Raw genomic sequence first — 17,589 nt, forward strand, 5'->3', positions numbered from 1 at the left:
CGGCCGCCACAGAGGGGGATCCGCTGCAGGCAAACATCAGCCGCATCACCTTGTGCGCTAGCCGGTCGTCCGTTCTGACGCCTCGACGACTTTCGAAGCATAGGCGGTGATGATGGCTGGAAGCAGACCCGGGAAACGTGCCTCCATATCGGCGAAGCGCGGATGATTTCGCATTTCCACGCCGTGACGCTCGCTGCGGATCAATCCTGCTTCGCGCAGCACCTTGAAGTGGTTCGACAGCGACGATTTCGGAATGACCCGATCACCCAAGGCCGAGACGGCAGAGCACGTCTGAATGCCGCCCGCTCGCATGATGTTGACAAAGATCGCTGCGCGATTGGGATCCGAGAGCGCGTGAAGGATCGCTTCCGGCTGAACGTCGTCGATGGAGGGATGAAAAAATGGTCTCATGCCTTCTCACATACACCGGCTTGACACGTTGTTCAATAGTTCATAATTTCCGAACTATTGAACAAGAGCGGCTCTTTCTGCGCTGCCTGACGTTCGCAACGCAAAAGAGGTACAGAGAATGAGCAAGCTCCAAGACAAGGTCGCAGTCGTAACCGGAGCGTCGAAAGGCATCGGCGCGGGCATCGCCAAAGCTTTGGCGAAGGACGGCGCGGCCGTCGTCGTCAACTATGCTTCAAGCAGGGTAGGGGCAGACGCAGTCGTCGATGCCATCAAGGCTTCAGGAGGCAAGGCGATTGCCGTCCAGGGCGACGTCTCCATTGCCACTGAAGCACAGGCGCTGATCGAGACGGCCGTGTCCGAGTTCGGTCGGCTCGATATCCTCGTCAACAACTCGGGCGTTTGGGAAGCCGGTCCGGTCGAGCTGTTCACCGAAGCTCAATATCGGCATGTGTTCGACGTCAACGTGCTTGGCGTGCTGCTGACAACGCAGGCTGCGATCAAGCACCTACAGGAAGGCGGGAGCGTCATCAACATCTCGTCTTCGATCACGACCCTGCGTTCGCCGGGCACATCGATCTATACCGCGAGCAAGGCAGCGGTGAACGCAATTTCGGAAGTGTTGGTCAAGGAACTCGCGCCTCGGAAGATCCGCGTCAACGTCGTCAGCCCCGGCTTCGTCGCCACAGAGGGAACTAAGGCGGCCGGCATCGCAGGATCTGAGATGGAAGCGGGCATCGTCTCGCAAACGCCGCTCGGCCGCGCCGGAGAGCCGGACGATATCGCCCGCGTCGTTGCGTTCCTTGCGTCCGACGATGCGCGCTTCGTGACCGGCGAGAACATTCTGGCCAGCGGCGGCTTGCGTTGATGCACCGGTGCTGGGTGGTTTGCCGGTGATCGGACATGGTGCCCAGCACCAAACTGTTGAAACGCAGGCAGCGAGACCTCAATCGCTTTGCACCTTATTCAAAATGAAAAGGAAAGATCCATGAGAGCCGTTCAATACGAAAGTTATGGCGAACCCGACGTTCTACAGATTGTCGACATCGCTGCGCCGCACGCCGGCGCCGGCCAGATCCGCGTCGCGGTTCGGGCGGCAGGCGTCAACCCTCTGGACTGGAAGCTGCGGTCGGGACTGTACCGTGATTTCATGCCGATAGATCTCCCCAGCGGCGTCGGCGCCGAGGCGGCGGGTATCGTCGACGAAGTGGGCGACGGCGTGTCCAATGTCGCGGTCGGCGATCGTGTATTCGGTATCACCGTTCGCCGGACAGCCATGGCAGAACATGCGGTGTTGACCAGTTGGGCACATACTCCCGACGACATGTCGTTCGAGGTGGCAGGCGGCCTTGCGATTGTCAGCGAGACTGCGACGCGCATCCTTGATCTGGTTGGTAGCAAAGTCGGAGAGACGCTGGTGGTGGTCGGCGCCTCGGGCGGCGTCGGCAGCGCCGTCATCCAGGTGGCGCGCCATCGCGGCGTCAACGTGATCGGCGCGGCAAGCGAAGCAAAGCACGACTATCTTCGCAAGCTCGGTGCCGTTCCGACGACGTACGGATCCGGATTGCCAGCCCGCGTCCGCGCACTTTCACCGCAGGGGGGTGATGCGGCACTTGACTTGGCCGGAGCGGGTGTGATCCCCGATCTCATCGAGATCGTGGGCAATGCGGCCCGTGTTCTGTCGATCGCGGATATCGATGCACCCAAGCACGGTGCGCAAGTCACGACGTCGCAACACGACCACCCTGAAATCGCCCTCAGGCATGTAGCGGAACTCTATTCAATGGGGGCGTTCGACCTCCCAATCGAGCAGGTCTTTTCGCTCGATCAGGTCGCGGATGCGCAGCGGCGCAGCGCGAGCGGAAGAGTTGCCGGCAAACTCGTGGTCACCCTTCCCTAATAAAGCTGTTGCCAGTTCTGCATTTGCGGAACTGGCAACAATGCCGCCTTTTGAAATTGTCACGCAATGATGCACTATCCGCCCCACGAAAGTCGCTATGGTGACGTCCGAATGGCGATACTGTCGAGAGCGTCCAGGCGCCAGAGTTGCGGGTCAATATCGTCAACTCTCGTGATATCAATTTTCTCCCTGCCCGACGTTGTCACTTACAACTGAGACAATCCTCCAGCGACCTTGGGTTCGAACCAAAGAAAAAAAGTCTATCGCGGCGTTTTGTACGCCACTTGGAAAATTCATCGTGAAGTATTGTTCGGCAACTGCCACGTCGCCCAATATTCGAATATTTCTTTTGCCGACAGTTTCGGAATAGCCGTTTTCTTTAATGCCATTCGCGAGCTGTGCCTGCGTGTAACGGGGAAGATCCAGAATGGAAATTTCTGCGTCGGCTGGAAAGACTCTCACACCCAAAATCGCGGACTCGTGGAAAACCTTGTAAAACAAGTCCCATCGCGGTGCGCTGCCTGGCTCAAATGCCAATGCCTCGTAGGCCGTTTCAATAAGATTGCCGATGTCAGCCTGTTCGTCAGACATGATTGCCCACCGTGCTTACGACAATGTCATGGTTGGCCAAAAGACTTTCTATGTCCCCGCAGAGCAAATCGAACGCTTGCTGATCGCCCCGAAGGTGTGCGTCCATGTGTGCCAATGTCAGGCCACGCCAAGCCACATGCGCGTCGGCTCCCCGGCAGATTTCTTGAGGAGATACCACGGTCTTCGCTACGACATCCCATTGCGCCGGTCCTTGTGGGAACAGACGTGCCAAGCGCTTTGCGTAGTCGCGAAGCCACTCTTGCCCTACATCGATATCGTCCACGAAGTGATTGTGATCTGCGTTCGCGAGAATGACCATACGCTTCCACGCATCTGCCGGAATCGACCTGAACACATTGAGTTGACCGTACAGAGGTAGCAGGGCGTCCCTGTCCGCCACGAGTTGCAACGTCGGTACCGCACGCCGCCATTGCCAATCGATGTCGAGGGCAGAGGAACTGAGATCAGCAGCCGGTGCCATACTGTTGGCCGGGCACATTGGGACGATGGCGGCAATTCGCGCATCCCATGCCGGTGCACACAGTGCCGTCCAGCCGCCGAAGCTGGCCCCGACGATTCCAACATCTTCGGCTAGCACATTGAGCTTTTGCGTTGCTGTGGAAATGAGGAAGGGAACGGTATCCTTTCGGTTTTGCGCAATATTCGTCATGTGGGCATCGAGGCTTTCGGGGCTGCCCACAGGCTCTTGCGAATTCAAGAACGCATCAACGTCCTGGAATGTGCTGCCCAGGAGGTCGGGCGAAACCACGACATAACCATGACTCGCGAGATGTGTGCCAATGAAGCTCGCTTCTCGTCTGAAGCCCGCCCAACCGTGGATTAGAAGAATAAGTGGGTTTGGCTCAGCGCGAGCGGTTGTATTGCGCACCGCAGCCTGACGACTCATATCATCTCCACCTTCACCAGCAACCCACCCAGGAACAAATTTATCCTGGGTGCTGGGATTCAGATCGTCTCCCGCGATTGCATCGGTTGCGGGGTACCAGATCTCAACGGGAACGCTGCGGTCAAGCGAGGCGTGTAGCCACTCGTCCGATTTAACTCCGACAGGAAACATACCTCGGGAAAATGGATCATAAGTCATTTGCTGCACCGTATTCGCATTCTAATCAGACTACTGGTTTCGGGGCGTCGATCAGCTTCAGCGTCCTGAAACGCAGCATGCCGACTATCATAGCGGCTGCAATCGAGCCTGGGATAATCCAGTTCACCCAACCAGACCGTCCTGTGAAAAAATCTATCTGCAATACGATCGTGACCAGAACGATGCCGATCAGCAAGCATGCCGTGAACGGAGCGATAACTCTCTCGACCACATGAGCTCCCATTCTTGACCGTCGAAAGAATGCCAGAATCGCCAGGCTTGTGAGGACTTCAAGGGCAGGAATTCCGATGACAGCAGGCGCTGAGCCGAGCACAAACAAATCAAGATACGGATCGCCATTGCCAATAATGAAGGCGCAGGTGACGAGGATAGCCGTGCCCGTCATAGCGATGCTTGCGATCCAAGGAGAGCCGAAGCGCGGATGCAATAGCGCCAGTTTTTTTGGAACTAAGCCATCGGTTGCCATCGCCGCAAGGTAGCGGGCCGTCGCGTTGTGGAATGCAAGTACTGAGGCAAACCAACTGGCGACCACGAGGACCTCCAGGACTTTAACTGCCCAGCTGCCGAGGTATTTGTTGGCAGCCGTAAAGAACAGTGTGGTCGCGTCTGTATTGGCGACGTTCATCGCATTGCTGACGCCATAGGCGCTGATGACGGCCCAGGTTACCAACATGTACAGTCCACCCATCATGGCGAGCGAACCGAAGGTCGCATTGCGAATAGTGCGATGGCGATCCTTTGCCTCTTTGGAGTACAGGATAGTGGCCTCAAAACCGGCGAATGCCGCAATAGCGATTGCCAGTTGTACGCCAATGTGAGAATCGATACCGGCAAAGGGCGAGATCGGTATCAGTGAGAGGCCTTCAGGCCCTCCATTTAGCAGGATTGCCATCGACAGTGCCACCAATATGGCGACTTCAAGCACAATCACCACTCCCAGCAGGCGCGCATTGACTGCGACACTACGGGTGCCCAGTACGCCGACGAGCAGTGTCATCCCCAATGCCCAAGCATACCAAGGCATGGTGAACCCTAATAGGTCCTGAGCGGCGGCGTCGATAAACACTGCGAAGGCACCACCACCGCCAATCGCTGCACAGGCATATACCAGAAGTGCAACGTAAGAGGCCCCCGCGCCAGCTGCAGGACCAAGTCCCTCTGAAACGAAGCCGTATAAGCCTCCCACTCGACTGAGGCGCGCAGCCATGGCGATGTATCCGACTGCGAAGATCGCAAGAGTGAGTGCAGCAAACAGGAAGATTGCTGCACCGCCTGCCACACCGCCCCGCCCAATTATCAGTGGAATGGCGCCAAGTGAGAAACCTAGTGGCGCGGCGGCCGCAATGACGAAGAACACCAGTTGCCATGCGCCAATTTTGTGCGCGACGGTTTCTGTCGAGGTATTGTTGACACGGCGTAATTCAGATTTTGGCATGCGTTCGACCTCTCCTGCAGACAACCGTGCCAAAACGTTTTGGCATAGACAAAATTGGCGAAGATCTTGCGAGTTGTCAACACTGTTTGATACGTACTTCAGATGAACAAAAAAAAACGCCCGACCATTGCGGACGTGGCACGCGCCGTAGGCGTGTCAGCGACCACTGTCTCCCATGCACTCAATGGAAAAGGACGCGTTGATGAAGAAACCAGAACACGTATATCGGATGCCGCACAACGCATTGGCTACGCTCCCAGTCGTGCAGCGCGTAGCTTGGTTCTTGGTAAATCAGATGCAATTGGCTTGTTCCTGCCGCAGGTAGCCAATCTCTCCTTGCACGAATTGCTGTCATCGGATTGGTACGGACGTATTGTTGCAGCTGCGAGTCAGGCGGTTTTCGAGTCGGGCCGTGTTCTAACTTTGCTTCACACGACCTACTCGGCCGAAGAGGCGGCGCGTCTGGGGTTGGACGGGTTGATTCTTTTGGATCCTGTTCCAGGCGACCCCCGTAAACAGGTTCTTATGAAAAGTGGTATCCCGCATGTTCTCCTTGGGCGCGACGCCCAAAGCAGCAATAGTTGCACCGTGTGCTCAGACACCCACAGTGCCATGGTAACGCTCCTCGAGCACCTGCTTGAGGCCAGAGCAACCTCCATTGCATTACTGACGCATGACTTGCCCTGGGACATGCTCAGTGAAGAGTTGCAGTCCTATGTTGATTGGATGCAAGCTCACGACATGCCGGCGGTCTCCCATACAGTCCCGATCAGCGAGGTACGCACGCGCCGGGAGATCTTTGAAGCTGCCTTTACCGTAGCCCGTGCCGTACTTTCGGCCCCCAATCCACCTCGAGCCATCATCGGACTCATAGAAGATTTTGGACCGGCAGTCGTTGCCGCGGCAGAGTCCTTGGGTATCAGAGTACCTGAAGATCTCTTGGTCGCCCAGGATTCCGATGGGCTGCGTGCGCAACTGAGCAGACCGCCCATCACAGCGATTGATATGCATCCCGAGCTGCAGGTCGCGGCTGCTGTCGCCCTGTTGGTAGAACAAATCGATGGCAATGACGTCAGCGTGGAGACGAGAGTCTCGGTGAAATTGAATGTCAGGGGTTCGACTCTGGCGATGCTACCGTCTTAAAGGCGCCATACAGGGTCGCGCTAGCGACGGCTTTCCTGGTTCACTCGCTCGCGACTCATGGCGGGTTAAGCGTCAAGCGGCATTCCAAGATGACCTTTGACGCTTGGCATATGAACTTAAAGGTCCCGCCTAACACCCCAGACGGTGAGCTCCATAATTCAGCCTTGCGCCCGTACCACGAACCTAAGTAGCAGAAGTTTCAGCTATTTAGGGGGGCAGAAAGGCAGGTCGCAGGTTCGTATCTGTTCAAGGCGATCGGAGCAGCCGCTTGCCGGTGTTGTGTCCAGGCGACGCGCTGCCTTTACAGCCTCTTCGGCCATTTCTGAGAGGCATGCATTACGGTAATGATCTCGATGTCTTGGCGAACCCGATAAGGGATGATGTAGGGAATGTCGGACAATACTACTTCGCGCGTGTTGGCAATACGACCGATGCGTCCAGCGGCCGGCATCTCTGCGAGCATATCAACGGAAGCTACGAGTCGGGCAACGACTCGTGCAGCGGCATCTGGGTCGTCTTGTTCGATGTACGCGCCGATTTCGTCAAGTCGCCGCAACGCCCGCACGGTCCAGCGGATGCGCCTCTGCTTCATGATCGAGAAGTCGCCTTGACATATTTGCCGACCACGCGCGCCACGTCGTCGTCGCTGGCGAATTCGCCGCGGTCCGCCTCGGCAATGCCGGCTTCAATTTCCGCGAGTTGCCATTCTTCGCGCGCCACAAAATCTTCAATGGCCTGTGCTGCCATGTAAGAGCGGGAACGGTCGAGTTTTTGAGCAATCTGGTTCAGGCGGTCGGCCACCTCGTCCGGGACGCGGATCGTGAATGCGGTCATGAAAAGGTCCTCAGTTGTTCACCTTGAATATCCTTGAACCACTTTGGTTCGTCAAGGTTCAACTGATTACTTCCCAAGTCCCTCGTGTTGCCTTGGTTCAGGTTGGCCGATCGATGATCATCCCGCTGATGACTGCCGCCCGCTCAACAGCGTAACCACTGGGCCGTCAGTTCGGCTCCCTTCAAGAGCTTTAAGACGATTTTCGCAGGCAAAACAATGCGGCTATCTCCATCAAGAGATGACCGCACGCGCCTGCAGATCATCTAGCTGTTGTCTATTGAAGCCGAGCTTTTCAGACAGGATCTCATAGGTGTCCTCGCCCAACAGGGACGGCGGAGAAGCGGGGGCCGGCCCCTGTCCATCGAAAAGGATTGGGCCGCGGACCATGCGCAGACTGCCGATCTTGGGATGCTCCACGGTCTCGATGAGACCGTGCGCAGTCACGTGCTCCTGCTCAAGGGCTTCCCCGATGGACAGGATAGGAGCGTTTGGCACGTCGAAGGCGCTCAGACGCTCCAGCCAATATTCGGTGCTGTCACTCGCCAGGCGGCTCAGAATGATGGGTTCAAGTTGATCGCGGTTCCGGAGCCTGTCCTCGTAGAGAGCAAACCTAGGGTCTTCGATAAGATCCGGCCTGTCGATGCAGCGCGCAAAATTGTGCCAGAACCGTTCGGTCAGGCAGGCCACGATGACGTGTCCATCCGCGGTCGGAAATGACCCGTAGGGAACGATGCTCGGATGCTGCGTACCGACGGGCTTCGGACTCTCTCCGGTGAGGAAATAGATCTGGGAAAGATAGCCCTGCATGGCGATCAGGCTGTCGAGCATGGCGATTTCCACCAGCCGTCCCTGACCACTCCGGTTGCGATCAAGCAGAGCTGCTAGGATACCGAAGATCGAATAGATGCTTCCTGCCATATCGCCCAGGGGCAGGCCGAGCTTGTTCGGGGCCTGACCGGGTTCGCAGTTGATGCTCATGACGCCTGAAAGGGCTTGGGCCACGATATCGAAGGCGGGTTTATCGGCGTGCGGGCTGTCTTTTCCGAAGCCCGTGATCGAACAATAGATCAGTGATGGGTTCTCCGTCTTGAGCGTCTCGTAGCCAAGTCCCAGCCTTTCCATCACCCCTGGCCGAAAATTCTCCAGGACGATGTCACTTTGCGCAGCCAGGTCCCGGGCAATCTGGACACCTTCAGGAGATTTCAGGTCAAGCGCAACGCTCTTCTTGCTACGGTTCAACGCCATGTAGTAATGGCTCATCCCGCCGACGAACGGCGGGAAATTGCGGGTCTCGTCGCCCTTTTCGATCGGCTCTATCTTGATGATCTCAGCCCCGAAATCGGCGAGCACCATCGAGGCATAGGGTCCGGAGAGAATGCGTGAGAAATCGAGGACCTTGATGCCGGTGAGGGGGCCTCTGCTGTGCTCCATGCCTTGCATGTCATGCCGCCTTTCTTAGAATTTTCATGACTGCGGTGGCCAAGGCTACGGCATTTCCGCTGTCGGACACGTCAGCGTCAAGGAACATCAGGGACCCCGACTGGTGCCGGATCTTTGCGCGCGCCTCCAGAAATGCGCCGGGCCGTGCGGCGCTGACAAATCGTGTGTCTATCTGCACGGTGACGGTCGGCGCGCGGTCTGCGGCCGTCCAGGCCACCATCGATATCGCCTGATCGAGAAGCGCGGTGATGACGCCGCCATGGATCAGGCCCAGCGCATTTTCGTGCTCGCTCCTTGTTTGCAGCGCATAAACGAAGCTCCCATCTTCATCCTGCGCTTTGGTCAAAGGCCCCACCATCGCCATAAACGCGCCTGCGTTCAAAGCCTTCCAATTTCTCTCCTCCCTCGTGCCTGTCATTTCAATTCCCTGCTGTGATTTGCATGTTTTCGATGTCGTTGCGGGCATCCGTCAGGGCTCCTGCAAGCTTAAGGATATCCCCGTCCTCCAGCCTTTCGGTAATACCGATAGCGACGAGCGAACGGATCATTTGCTTTCGCGTGTTGAAGACGGGAACGGCTACAACGGTCACTCCGGAAATGTAGGTGCCGTGATCTACGGCAAATCCACGCGCGCGCGCTTCGTCGACTTCATTGAGCCAGTCGGCGAACGACGGGGGATGGTCCCATACGAGTTTCGGGAACTCGCCCTGGAGGGCCTCCCTGCTCATCCCGCCAAACGCGGCAAACAGTCGGCCTGTCGCGGATATCAAAAGAGGAAAGCGCGATCCGAGATCTACCTGGAGGCGAAATGGCAGAGGCGATTGAGACAGTGCCACCACGACCATTTGGCCTGGTTCGGATAGCTGCGTCGCAATGGCCGTGACGCTGAAGCGCGCCGACAATTCTGACAGCCGCGGCTGGATCATCACCGAGAATGTGTTCTTCTGCAGGGCTGACCTCGCCAGCGGCAGGATGCCGACGCCGATGGAATATCGCTTTGTTCTCAAATCGAATTCGACCAGTCCCTCGTCTTGAAGGACCCGCAGGATATGCAGGCAGGTGCTGGGCACCAGATCCAGCTCGCGGGCGATCGGATTGACCCCGACGGGGTCGTTCGAGCGTGCCAGAAGCCTGAGGATTGCAATGGCCCGCGTGACGGCTGGCACCTGTCTCTTGCTGGCTTGGCTCGTGTCGTCGTCTCTCATTTCACCTGCTCCCAAAACGCCAAAAACATTGTATATATACAATAATAAAAGCGTATTGACAATACTCTATCGATCCCTCTACCGTTGTCAACGAGCACAACGGGTGGCGGAACCCCTTGCGGAGTGAGGGAATTGGGAGGAGGCCATATGACGCTGACGGATTACACGTCCTATGCGGATGCGCAGAAGCACTACACGAAAGAGGCGCTTTGGGACCTGTTCGACGGCACGCGCGAACGGTTCAATATTGCCCATGAGTGTATCGATCGTCACGTCAACGGAGAGGCCGTCGCGCTGCGCATCGCCAATGCTGATGGCCGCAACGAGATCATCACATTCGCGGAAATCTCGCGTCGCTCGTCACAGATCGCGCACTTCCTCAAAGGACGGGGCATCAAGAAAGGCGACCGCGTTGCCGTGATGATCGAGCCATCGCTGCCGTTTTACTGCGCGATCTTCGGTGCGATTAAGGCAGGCGCAGTCGCGGTTCCGATGTTCACACTCTTCGGGCCCGACGGCATCAGGCTGCGCATTGGCGACTGTGATCCGGAAATCTTCTTCACCAATGCCGAAAAGGCCTCGGAAGCCAGGGAGGGCGGAGCGAAGAACGTGATGGTCGCGGATCACGCATTCCTCGAGAGCCTGGACGACCTGCCGTCGGTCTTCGATTGGGACACGAGCAGCGATGATCTCGCGGTCTTGCAATATACCTCCGGGACGACCCGTCTACTGCCGGCTGCCGTGCACCACAACCATCGGTCCATCGTCACTCTTATGGTCGCTGCCCTCTATGCGACCGGCATTCGGCCCGGTGATCGCTTCTTCTGCCCGTCTTCGCCAGCCTGGGGACACGGTCTCTGGCACGGTACGTTCGCGCCGCTCGCCATGGGGGTCTCCACCGGGACCTTCTCCGGCAGGTTTGATCCGGTGCGTCTCCTGAAGGCCCTGCAGGATTTCAAGATCACCAATCTCACCGCCGCGGCAACCCACTACCGCATGATGCGAAACTCCGGGGAAGCCGAGAATTTTACCTACAGTTTCGAAAAGCTGTCCTTCACCGGCGAGCCGATCGACAGCGAGACTGCGGCCTATGTCGAACAGGTGTTCGGGAAAAAGGTTCGCTCGATGTACGGCACGACCGAGATCGGCGTCATCATCGCCAACTATCCCGGCGCGGACGACCTCGAGGTGCGGGACGGTGCAATGGGCAAGGCCGTCCCAGGTGTCGAAGTGGAAGTCCAGAGGCCGGACGGTTCTCGCTGTTCTGCCGGGGAGACCGGCGAACTGATGGTCAGAAAGGGCGGCCAGTGGTTCCCGACAAAGGATCTCGGACGCGTCGACGAGGATGGCTATTTCTATCACGGCGGCCGGGCCGACGACGTGATCATCTCGGCAGGTTGGACCATCGGCGCCGTCGAGGTCGAGGATGCGATCTTGAGCCATCCGGCCGTGGCAGAATGCGGTGTGATCGGAACGCCCGACAGCCTGCGCGGACAGGTGGTCAAGGCATTCATCATTCCAAAGACGGGTGAAACGCCTGGTCTCACGGAGAGCATTCAGGAGCATGTGCGCGCCAAGCTCGCCCGTCACGAATACCCCCGCCAGATCGAATTTGTTACCGAGCTGCCGAAGACCCCGGCAGGCAAGGTGAACCGAAAAATCCTGCGAGATCAGGAAGCCCAGAAGTTTTCCGCCGCCGGCTGACGGTTGCGCGACCCCATATTTCAAGGAGGAACATGATGAATGAAATGATCCGGAAGTTTCCGAAAATCACGCAGGAGGGTCTCGACGATCTTCGCACGCGCATTGGCGTGAAGATCGAAAAGACGGTCGAGCCGTGGTGCTATGAGGCGACGCGCGACAATATCCGTCACTATGCGCACGGCATTGGCGATGACAATCCTCTGTGGTGCGACCCCGATTACGCGAAGAACACCAGATACGGCGATGTGATCGCGCTCCCGAGCTTCCTGTTTGCGACCAGCCGGATCATTTCGGGCTATGTCGGCGGCCTTCCCGGGGTACATGCGATGTGGTCGGGCGCGAACTGGAACTGGCACAAGGTCATTCCGCGCAATACCGAGTTCCGGACTGAGGCCTTTCTCAAGGACCTGGTGGAGCACGATACCCGCTTTGCCGGACGGGCCGTCCAGCAGATCTATCACGTGGACTTCTACGATGCCAAAACTGGTGATCTGCTGGCTGACGCCGACAGCTGGTGCTTCCGCACCGATCGCGATCAAGCCCGCGAGAACGGTACGAAATACACGAAGGCCAAGGAAAATGGCCGCCGTGTCTACACCCAGCAAGAGCTCGACCAATACTACAAGTATTACGAGCAGGAAGAGGTCCGCGGCGCCAAAACCCGTTACTGGGACGACGTGGCCGAGGGCGACGAACTGCCGACCATGGTCAAGGGCCCGATGACTGCGACCGGCTTCATTGCCTATGCGCAGGGTTGGGGTGGCCTCTATATCCGCGCCAACAAGCTTGCCTGGCAATTGCAGCAGAAGCATCCGTCGGCTGGTATCAAGAACCGCTTCGGCATTCCCGATTGCCCCGAACGGGTTCACTGGGAAGAAGAATTCGCGCTCGAGGTTGGTGCGCCCGGTGCCTATGACTACGGTCCGGAGCGCACGTCCTGGCTGACCCATCAGGTCACAAACTGGATGGGTGACGACGGTTTCCTGCGGCAGGCGAAATGCCAGGTCCGCCGGCACAACCCGGAAGGCGATATCATCCTGATCAACGGTACCGTCATCCGCAAGTTCGGGGAAGGCGGCCGCTATCTGCTGGAAATCCAGCAGCGTGCCGTGCAGCAGGACGGCGAATTGTCTGCTCTTGGTTCCGTTGTCGTCGAGTTGCCCAAACGCTGAGGCAGCCGACGGCCAACCGCTGGGAGGATAGGTTGAACGTCATCGGTATCATTCTAAGAAAAATCGAGGACACCCTGCATTTGCTGGGGTGCCTCAGCCTCGTGATCATCGTTGTCATCATCAATGCGGACATTTTGCTGCGACTGATATTCGGCGAGCCTGTGCAGTTTCAGTTCGAGTTGACCGAACTCTATCTGATGCCGGCCCTGGCGACCTTGTCCCTGTCATGGGTTTTTCGTGATGGCGGCCATCTCGCCCTGGATTTCTTGCCGGAACAACTTCCGGGGCTGTGGGGAAAGGCGGTCGTCAAGCTGTGTCTGCTGCTTCCGTCCGCCTTCTTCTTCGCCGTCACCTACATGTCCGGAAAAAATGCGCTGAATGCCTTTGTGCGAGGGCAGACCCAGTTCGGCGTGGTCGATTGGCCGCTGGGGTGGGCCTATGCCGCGGTGCCTCTGGGCTGTGGAGTCCTGGCCGTTCGGCTGCTCTATGACGCTTTGCAAAGTGAGACACCTAAACCGATCCATTAGGAAATCAATTCAGGGAGGAGACTGAAAATGAAGACCGTGAATATGAAACAGCCCGTGGCGGGCTTGGCCGTTGCGCTCGCTCTGGTCGCTGTCGAGGCGCAGGCGGAAACGCTGAGCCTGAGCGACTTCCAGTCCACCAGCCATATCGTATCGGTGGAGGGCACGACCAAATGGATGGCGGCCGTCGAAAAGGCCACCGGCGGCAAGATTACCTTCAACCATTTCCCCGCCGAGCAGGCGGCGAAGGCCAAGGCGCAGCTCGACGCCGTCAAAAGCGGTATTCGCGATGCCGCACTTCTGGGTCCGAGCTACCACTCGGAATCCTTGCCGCTGAACTCGGTGGTGGACCTGCCGGGCTTCTACGACTCGGCCGTCCAGGGCACCAAGGCGCTGCAGACTATGTTGAAGGAAGGACCGTTGCGCGATGAGCTTCTGGCGAACGGCGTAACACCAGTCTTCGGCTTCGTTCTCCCTCCCTACCAGGTGCTGTCCAAGAAGCGACTGGGCATGCCCGCTGAATGGAAGGCGATCGACGTGCGCACCTCGGGCGGAACCCAGGCCATGACTGCGCGCAGCCTGGGGGCGGTCGGCATCTCCATCCCAGGCCCGGAAGTCTACACGGCCGTCGAAACCGGGCGGCTTGATGCGATCCTGTTTCCGCTGGCCTCGGTGCCGGGATACAAGCTGAACGAGGTGGTGAGCCACATTTCCACCAATGGCTCATTCGGCGGCTACAGCTTCGTCATGGTGGTTCGCAGCGATCTGTTCGACAGCCTCGCTCCCGAAATCCGGGACGCCATGGTGACAACCGGGAATGAGACCGCTGTTCATGTCGCACAGGCTCAGGACGACAGCGCCAGCGTTCTCATCGCAAAATGGAAGGCAGCCGGCATCGATACCTACAGCTTTAGCGATGAAGAGCTCACGGCCCTTGATGAAGGCATGGCGCTCGTGGCCGCTGACTGGTCGAGCCGCATGGGTGGCGACAAGGCCAAAGCGGTGCTGGATACCTATAAACAACTGACGGCCCAGTAAACGCAGCCGCCTTTCCCGACCCCGTCAGAGCAGTCGGTCTTCGAACCGGCTGCTCCTCAAAGGAGCTTGCGTTCGCCACATGCTGACCTTTTTACCCATACTCGTCCTACTGGCCATTTTCATGGTGTTCAGGATGCCAATCGCATTCGCCATGGGGCTTGCCGGCTTCATGGGGCTTGCCGTTCAACTTGGATCGCGTCCGGCGCTCGCCGTGCTGGAGCGGACATTTTTCGACAGTTCGTCCTCCTTCATCCTTGTCGCGATCCCGCTGTTCATCCTCATGGCCGAACTGCTGACCGCGGGGGACGTGACCCGGCGGGCCATCGTCGCGTGCCAGGGTTGGGTTGGGCACGTCAAGGGCGGTCTTGCCATGGCGACCGTGGGTGCCGCGGTCATTCTTGCGGCGCTTGTTGGTAGTTCGACCGCGTCAACGGCGGCAATGGCAGCCTCTGCCTATCCCGAGATGCGCAACCACAATTATTCCCGCAGGCTGGCTGCGGCCGTCGTCTCCGTCGGTGGCACCCTTGCCGTTGTCATACCGCCTTCGATCGTGCTCGTTGTCTACGGCGTGCTGACGGAGACTTCGATCGGGCAGCTGTTCATCGCCGGGATCATTCCCGGGCTTCTGACCGCGGTAGGTCTCGCCGTCGTCATAAAAATCATTGCCCACATGACGGACCAGGCTCCGAAAGGCCCTCCCTTCGAGTTGAAGAAGGCGGTGAATGCCAGTCGTCACGTCTTACCGATGACGGCTCTGCTGCTGCTTGTGATCGGCGCGATCTATGGCGGTCATACATCCCCTTCCGAAGCTGCGGCGCTCGGGGTGATGGGATCGCTCATCATCGTGATCGCCCAGCGCTCCATTTCGTTTGCAAGATTGAACAGGTCAATCTCCAACACGATCCGCGCAACCGTGATGATCGTCGCCATCGTTGCCTGCTCGGCGATCTTCTCGAATTACTTGGCGTTCACGCGCATCACCCACACGCTTCTCGAGTTTGTCGCGACGACTGAACTTTCGCGTGGCACCATCATGGCGATCATCATGCTCACGCTGCTGGTCATGGGCATGTTCATGGATCAGCTTGCGATCCTCTCTCTGGCCATGCCGCTGATGTTTCCGATCGCCATGGCGCTGGACTTCAATCCGGTGTGGTTCGGGATCGTCGTGACGAAGACGGTCGAGATCGGCTTGCTGACGCCACCGCTGGGTCTCAATGCCTATGTCGCCGCGGCACAGACGGGAGTGCCCCTAGGCAGGATATTCCGTGGACTGGTTCCGTTTATTATCGTGGAGCTTTTCATCCTGCTTTTGCTGCTCCTCTTCCCGCAGATCACGTTGTGGCTTCCGAGCCTAATGCAGCAGTGAACCGACAACGCCCCCTCGACCACCATGTCTGCGCCGGTAACGAACCGCTCGGTGGTCGTGAGGCCGGCGCCCGAATGACAGGAGAGATTGCATGACGATATTGCCGAGCAACGTGCTGACCGGTGCGCCGGAGTTTGAGGAAAACCGGTCTGCCATGGAAGCGCAGCTGGCGCCGGTTGAACTGGAAGCCACACGGATCAGGCAGGGCGGCTCGGAAGCGGCTCGTGTGCGCCACAAGGCCCGCGGCAAATTGCTGCCACGCGAGCGGGTCGCCGCCCTCCTTGATCCCGGCTCCCCATTTCTCGAGATTGGGCTCTTTGCTGCAAGCGGGCACTACGATGACGAAGTGCCTTCGGCAGGCGCCATTGCGGGCATCGGCCGCGTCGAAGGGCGCGATTGCATGATCCTCTGCAACGATGCCACTGTCAAAGGCGGCACCTATTTCCCGCTCACCGTAAGGAAGCATTTGCGCGCCCAGGAGATTGCGGAGGAGAACGAGCTTCCGTGTGTCTATCTGGTCGATAGCGGCGGAGCGAACCTGAACAATCAGGACGAGGTTTTTCCCGATCGCGACCATTTCGGTCGAATATTCTTCAACCAGGCGCGGATGAGTGCGAAAGGCATCGCACAGATCGCTGTGGTCATGGGGGCGTGCACGGCCGGCGGTGCCTATGTGCCTGCCATGAGCGATCAAACAATCATCGTTCGTGAACAAGGCACGATCTTTCTCGCCGGCCCCCCTCTGGTAAAGGTTGCGACGGGGGAGGAGATCGATGCCGAGACCCTTGGCGGAGGCGATACGCATACGCGGCTTTCGGGCGTCGCGGACTATCTGGCCGATGACGATCGCCATGCCCTGGCGCTGGCGCGCGAGATCGTCGCCAATCTAGGCCCCAAGCCCCGTCCAAATATCGACTTGAGGATGCCGAAATTCCCGCTTTATCCGGCGGAGGACATCATGGGGATCGTGCCGGCGAACGATAAAACGCCCTACGATGTGCGCGAAATCATCGCGCGCATCGTCGACGGTTCGGATTTTGCCGAGTTCAAGCCGCGATACGGAACGACCTTGGTGACAGGCTTTGCCCATATCGATGGCATACCCGTGGGTATTCTTGCCAATAACGGTGTCCTGTTCTCGGAAAGCTCCGTCAAGGGCGCGCATTTCATCGAGTTGTGTTGCCAGCGCAAGATCCCGCTTCTGTTCCTGCAGAACATCACCGGCTTCATGGTCGGATCGAAATATGAAGCCGGTGGCATCGCCAAGGACGGCGCAAAACTGGTGACCGCCGTTTCCACGGCGTCGGTGCCCAAGGTCACGGTCATCATCGGCGGATCGTATGGCGCTGGCAACTATGGCATGTGTGGCCGGGCTTTCGGCCCGCGCTTTGTCTGGATGTGGCCCAACGCCCGCATCTCGGTGATGGGTGGAGCTCAGGCAGCAGGGGTTCTGGCCAATGTGAAACGTGCTGGCATCGAGGCGAAGGGTGGCTCCTGGTCTGTCGCGGACGAGGAGGATTTCAAGCGTCCGACACTCGAAATGTTCGAACGTCAGTCCCGCCCGCTCTACGCGTCCTCCCGACTCTGGGACGACGGTATTATCGACCCGCGCAAGACGCGTGACGTGGTTGCCCTGTCGCTGCGGGCAACGCTCAACGCGCCCGTCCAGGAAACGAAATTCGGCTTGTTTAGGATGTGAT

Annotated in this window: 18 protein-coding genes; 9 read left to right on the forward strand and 9 right to left on the reverse strand. The window is 58.4% G+C overall.

The genetic code is table 11. The annotated features are described in order from the left end of the window. Window positions 1–57 precede the first annotated feature (57 nt). On the reverse strand, window positions 58–411 hold the full coding sequence (locus tag AC4CWH_RS21015) for an ArsR/SmtB family transcription factor (RefSeq protein ID WP_491322187.1): 354 nt from the start codon (window positions 409–411) through the stop codon (window positions 58–60). Between the two features lie 118 nt (window positions 412–529). Between AC4CWH_RS21015 and AC4CWH_RS21020 the strand changes: the two genes are divergently transcribed. Both AC4CWH_RS21020 and AC4CWH_RS21025 read left to right on the forward strand, forming a co-directional pair. Further along, window positions 530–1,276 carry a glucose 1-dehydrogenase gene (locus AC4CWH_RS21020; RefSeq protein WP_491322188.1) on the forward strand — a complete coding sequence of 249 codons (747 nt, stop codon included), beginning with the start codon at window positions 530–532 and terminating at the stop codon, window positions 1,274–1,276. A 120-nt stretch (window positions 1,277–1,396) separates the two neighbouring features. Then, the gene (locus AC4CWH_RS21025; RefSeq protein WP_491322189.1) at window positions 1,397–2,308 is read left to right on the forward strand and encodes an NADP-dependent oxidoreductase; all 912 of its coding nucleotides are present in this window, start codon (window positions 1,397–1,399) and stop codon (window positions 2,306–2,308) included. Between the two features lie 177 nt (window positions 2,309–2,485). Here the strand turns inward: AC4CWH_RS21025 and AC4CWH_RS21030 are convergent, their stop codons facing one another. The 3 genes from AC4CWH_RS21030 to AC4CWH_RS21040 are packed head-to-tail and all read right to left on the reverse strand — an operon-like array spanning window position 2,486 to window position 5,460. Continuing rightward, entirely contained in the window at window positions 2,486–2,899 is a 414-nt protein-coding gene (locus tag AC4CWH_RS21030; RefSeq protein ID WP_491286733.1) for a nuclear transport factor 2 family protein, read from the reverse strand. Next, on the reverse strand, window positions 2,892–4,004 hold the full coding sequence (locus AC4CWH_RS21035; protein WP_491286732.1) for an alpha/beta hydrolase family protein: 1,113 nt from the start codon (window positions 4,002–4,004) through the stop codon (window positions 2,892–2,894). The genes AC4CWH_RS21030 and AC4CWH_RS21035 overlap by 8 nt, the downstream gene beginning before the upstream one ends. 25 nt (window positions 4,005–4,029) lie before the next feature. Beyond that, entirely contained in the window at window positions 4,030–5,460 is a 1,431-nt protein-coding gene (locus tag AC4CWH_RS21040; RefSeq protein ID WP_491322190.1) for an APC family permease, read from the reverse strand. A 102-nt stretch (window positions 5,461–5,562) separates the two neighbouring features. On the opposite strand from AC4CWH_RS21040, the gene AC4CWH_RS21045 reads away from it, so the two are divergent. Beyond that, window positions 5,563–6,603, forward strand: coding sequence for a LacI family DNA-binding transcriptional regulator (locus AC4CWH_RS21045; protein ID WP_491286729.1), 1,041 nt, complete (start codon window positions 5,563–5,565; stop codon window positions 6,601–6,603). A gap of 301 nt (window positions 6,604–6,904) precedes the next feature. Here AC4CWH_RS21045 and AC4CWH_RS21050 read toward each other — a convergent pair whose 3' ends face one another. The 5 genes from AC4CWH_RS21050 to AC4CWH_RS21070 all read right to left on the reverse strand — a co-directional run bounded on the left by AC4CWH_RS21050 (window position 6,905) and on the right by AC4CWH_RS21070 (window position 10,082). Continuing rightward, on the reverse strand, window positions 6,905–7,195 hold the full coding sequence (locus AC4CWH_RS21050; protein WP_045022158.1) for a type II toxin-antitoxin system RelE/ParE family toxin: 291 nt from the start codon (window positions 7,193–7,195) through the stop codon (window positions 6,905–6,907). Continuing rightward, window positions 7,192–7,437, reverse strand: coding sequence for a CopG family ribbon-helix-helix protein (locus AC4CWH_RS21055; protein ID WP_045022157.1), 246 nt, complete (start codon window positions 7,435–7,437; stop codon window positions 7,192–7,194). The genes AC4CWH_RS21050 and AC4CWH_RS21055 overlap by 4 nt, the downstream gene beginning before the upstream one ends. A gap of 231 nt (window positions 7,438–7,668) precedes the next feature. After that, entirely contained in the window at window positions 7,669–8,877 is a 1,209-nt protein-coding gene (locus AC4CWH_RS21060) for a CaiB/BaiF CoA transferase family protein (protein ID WP_491322191.1), read from the reverse strand. Between the two features lies 1 nt (window position 8,878). Continuing rightward, window positions 8,879–9,343 carry a PaaI family thioesterase gene (locus AC4CWH_RS21065; protein ID WP_491286723.1) on the reverse strand — a complete coding sequence of 155 codons (465 nt, stop codon included), beginning with the start codon at window positions 9,341–9,343 and terminating at the stop codon, window positions 8,879–8,881. After that, a complete protein-coding gene (locus tag AC4CWH_RS21070; RefSeq protein ID WP_491286722.1) occupies window positions 9,297–10,082 on the reverse strand; it encodes an IclR family transcriptional regulator in 786 nt (261 codons plus the stop codon). Before AC4CWH_RS21070 ends, AC4CWH_RS21065 begins: the two co-directional genes overlap by 47 nt. A 147-nt stretch (window positions 10,083–10,229) precedes the next feature. On the opposite strand from AC4CWH_RS21070, the gene AC4CWH_RS21075 reads away from it, so the two are divergent. The 6 genes from AC4CWH_RS21075 to AC4CWH_RS21100 all read left to right on the forward strand — a co-directional run bounded on the left by AC4CWH_RS21075 (window position 10,230) and on the right by AC4CWH_RS21100 (window position 17,588). After that, window positions 10,230–11,786, forward strand: coding sequence for an acetate--CoA ligase (locus AC4CWH_RS21075; protein WP_491286720.1), 1,557 nt, complete (start codon window positions 10,230–10,232; stop codon window positions 11,784–11,786). A gap of 35 nt (window positions 11,787–11,821) precedes the next feature. After that, a complete protein-coding gene (locus tag AC4CWH_RS21080) occupies window positions 11,822–12,958 on the forward strand; it encodes an FAS1-like dehydratase domain-containing protein (protein ID WP_491287824.1) in 1,137 nt (378 codons plus the stop codon). Between the two features lie 32 nt (window positions 12,959–12,990). Next, on the forward strand, window positions 12,991–13,485 hold the full coding sequence (locus tag AC4CWH_RS21085) for a TRAP transporter small permease (protein ID WP_491286718.1): 495 nt from the start codon (window positions 12,991–12,993) through the stop codon (window positions 13,483–13,485). A gap of 27 nt (window positions 13,486–13,512) precedes the next feature. Beyond that, a complete protein-coding gene (locus AC4CWH_RS21090; protein WP_491322192.1) occupies window positions 13,513–14,520 on the forward strand; it encodes a TRAP transporter substrate-binding protein in 1,008 nt (335 codons plus the stop codon). A 151-nt stretch (window positions 14,521–14,671) separates the two neighbouring features. Beyond that, window positions 14,672–15,889 (forward strand): TRAP transporter large permease, encoded by a 1,218-nt coding sequence (locus tag AC4CWH_RS21095; protein ID WP_491322309.1) that lies wholly within the window; start codon window positions 14,672–14,674, stop codon window positions 15,887–15,889. A gap of 91 nt (window positions 15,890–15,980) precedes the next feature. Further along, the gene (locus tag AC4CWH_RS21100) at window positions 15,981–17,588 is read left to right on the forward strand and encodes a carboxyl transferase domain-containing protein (RefSeq protein ID WP_491322193.1); all 1,608 of its coding nucleotides are present in this window, start codon (window positions 15,981–15,983) and stop codon (window positions 17,586–17,588) included. Window position 17,589 lies beyond the last annotated feature (1 nt).

The sequence above is a fragment of the Neorhizobium sp. PAMB6716 genome (genome assembly GCF_058242805.1).

Excerpts from the sequence above, each read along its gene's own strand:
- AC4CWH_RS21050 (WP_045022158.1), bottom strand. The coding sequence starts at position 7,195 with ATGAAGCAGAGGCGCATCCGCTGGACCGTGCGGGCGTTGCGGCGACTT.
- AC4CWH_RS21025 (WP_491322189.1), top strand. The coding sequence starts at position 1,397 with ATGAGAGCCGTTCAATACGAAAGTTATGGCGAACCCGACGTTCTACAG.
- AC4CWH_RS21100 (WP_491322193.1), top strand. The coding sequence starts at position 15,981 with ATGACGATATTGCCGAGCAACGTGCTGACCGGTGCGCCGGAGTTTGAG.
- AC4CWH_RS21090 (WP_491322192.1), top strand. The coding sequence starts at position 13,513 with ATGAAGACCGTGAATATGAAACAGCCCGTGGCGGGCTTGGCCGTTGCG.
- AC4CWH_RS21070 (WP_491286722.1), bottom strand. The coding sequence starts at position 10,082 with ATGAGAGACGACGACACGAGCCAAGCCAGCAAGAGACAGGTGCCAGCC.
- AC4CWH_RS21060 (WP_491322191.1), bottom strand. The coding sequence starts at position 8,877 with ATGCAAGGCATGGAGCACAGCAGAGGCCCCCTCACCGGCATCAAGGTC.
- AC4CWH_RS21015 (WP_491322187.1), bottom strand. The coding sequence starts at position 411 with ATGAGACCATTTTTTCATCCCTCCATCGACGACGTTCAGCCGGAAGCG.
- AC4CWH_RS21065 (WP_491286723.1), bottom strand. The coding sequence starts at position 9,343 with ATGCCCGCAACGACATCGAAAACATGCAAATCACAGCAGGGAATTGAA.
- AC4CWH_RS21040 (WP_491322190.1), bottom strand. The coding sequence starts at position 5,460 with ATGCCAAAATCTGAATTACGCCGTGTCAACAATACCTCGACAGAAACC.
- AC4CWH_RS21055 (WP_045022157.1), bottom strand. The coding sequence starts at position 7,437 with ATGACCGCATTCACGATCCGCGTCCCGGACGAGGTGGCCGACCGCCTG.
- AC4CWH_RS21035 (WP_491286732.1), bottom strand. The coding sequence starts at position 4,004 with ATGACTTATGATCCATTTTCCCGAGGTATGTTTCCTGTCGGAGTTAAA.
- AC4CWH_RS21020 (WP_491322188.1), top strand. The coding sequence starts at position 530 with ATGAGCAAGCTCCAAGACAAGGTCGCAGTCGTAACCGGAGCGTCGAAA.
- AC4CWH_RS21075 (WP_491286720.1), top strand. The coding sequence starts at position 10,230 with ATGACGCTGACGGATTACACGTCCTATGCGGATGCGCAGAAGCACTAC.
- AC4CWH_RS21030 (WP_491286733.1), bottom strand. The coding sequence starts at position 2,899 with ATGTCTGACGAACAGGCTGACATCGGCAATCTTATTGAAACGGCCTAC.
- AC4CWH_RS21045 (WP_491286729.1), top strand. The coding sequence starts at position 5,563 with ATGAACAAAAAAAAACGCCCGACCATTGCGGACGTGGCACGCGCCGTA.
- AC4CWH_RS21080 (WP_491287824.1), top strand. The coding sequence starts at position 11,822 with ATGAATGAAATGATCCGGAAGTTTCCGAAAATCACGCAGGAGGGTCTC.
- AC4CWH_RS21095 (WP_491322309.1), top strand. The coding sequence starts at position 14,672 with ATGGGGCTTGCCGGCTTCATGGGGCTTGCCGTTCAACTTGGATCGCGT.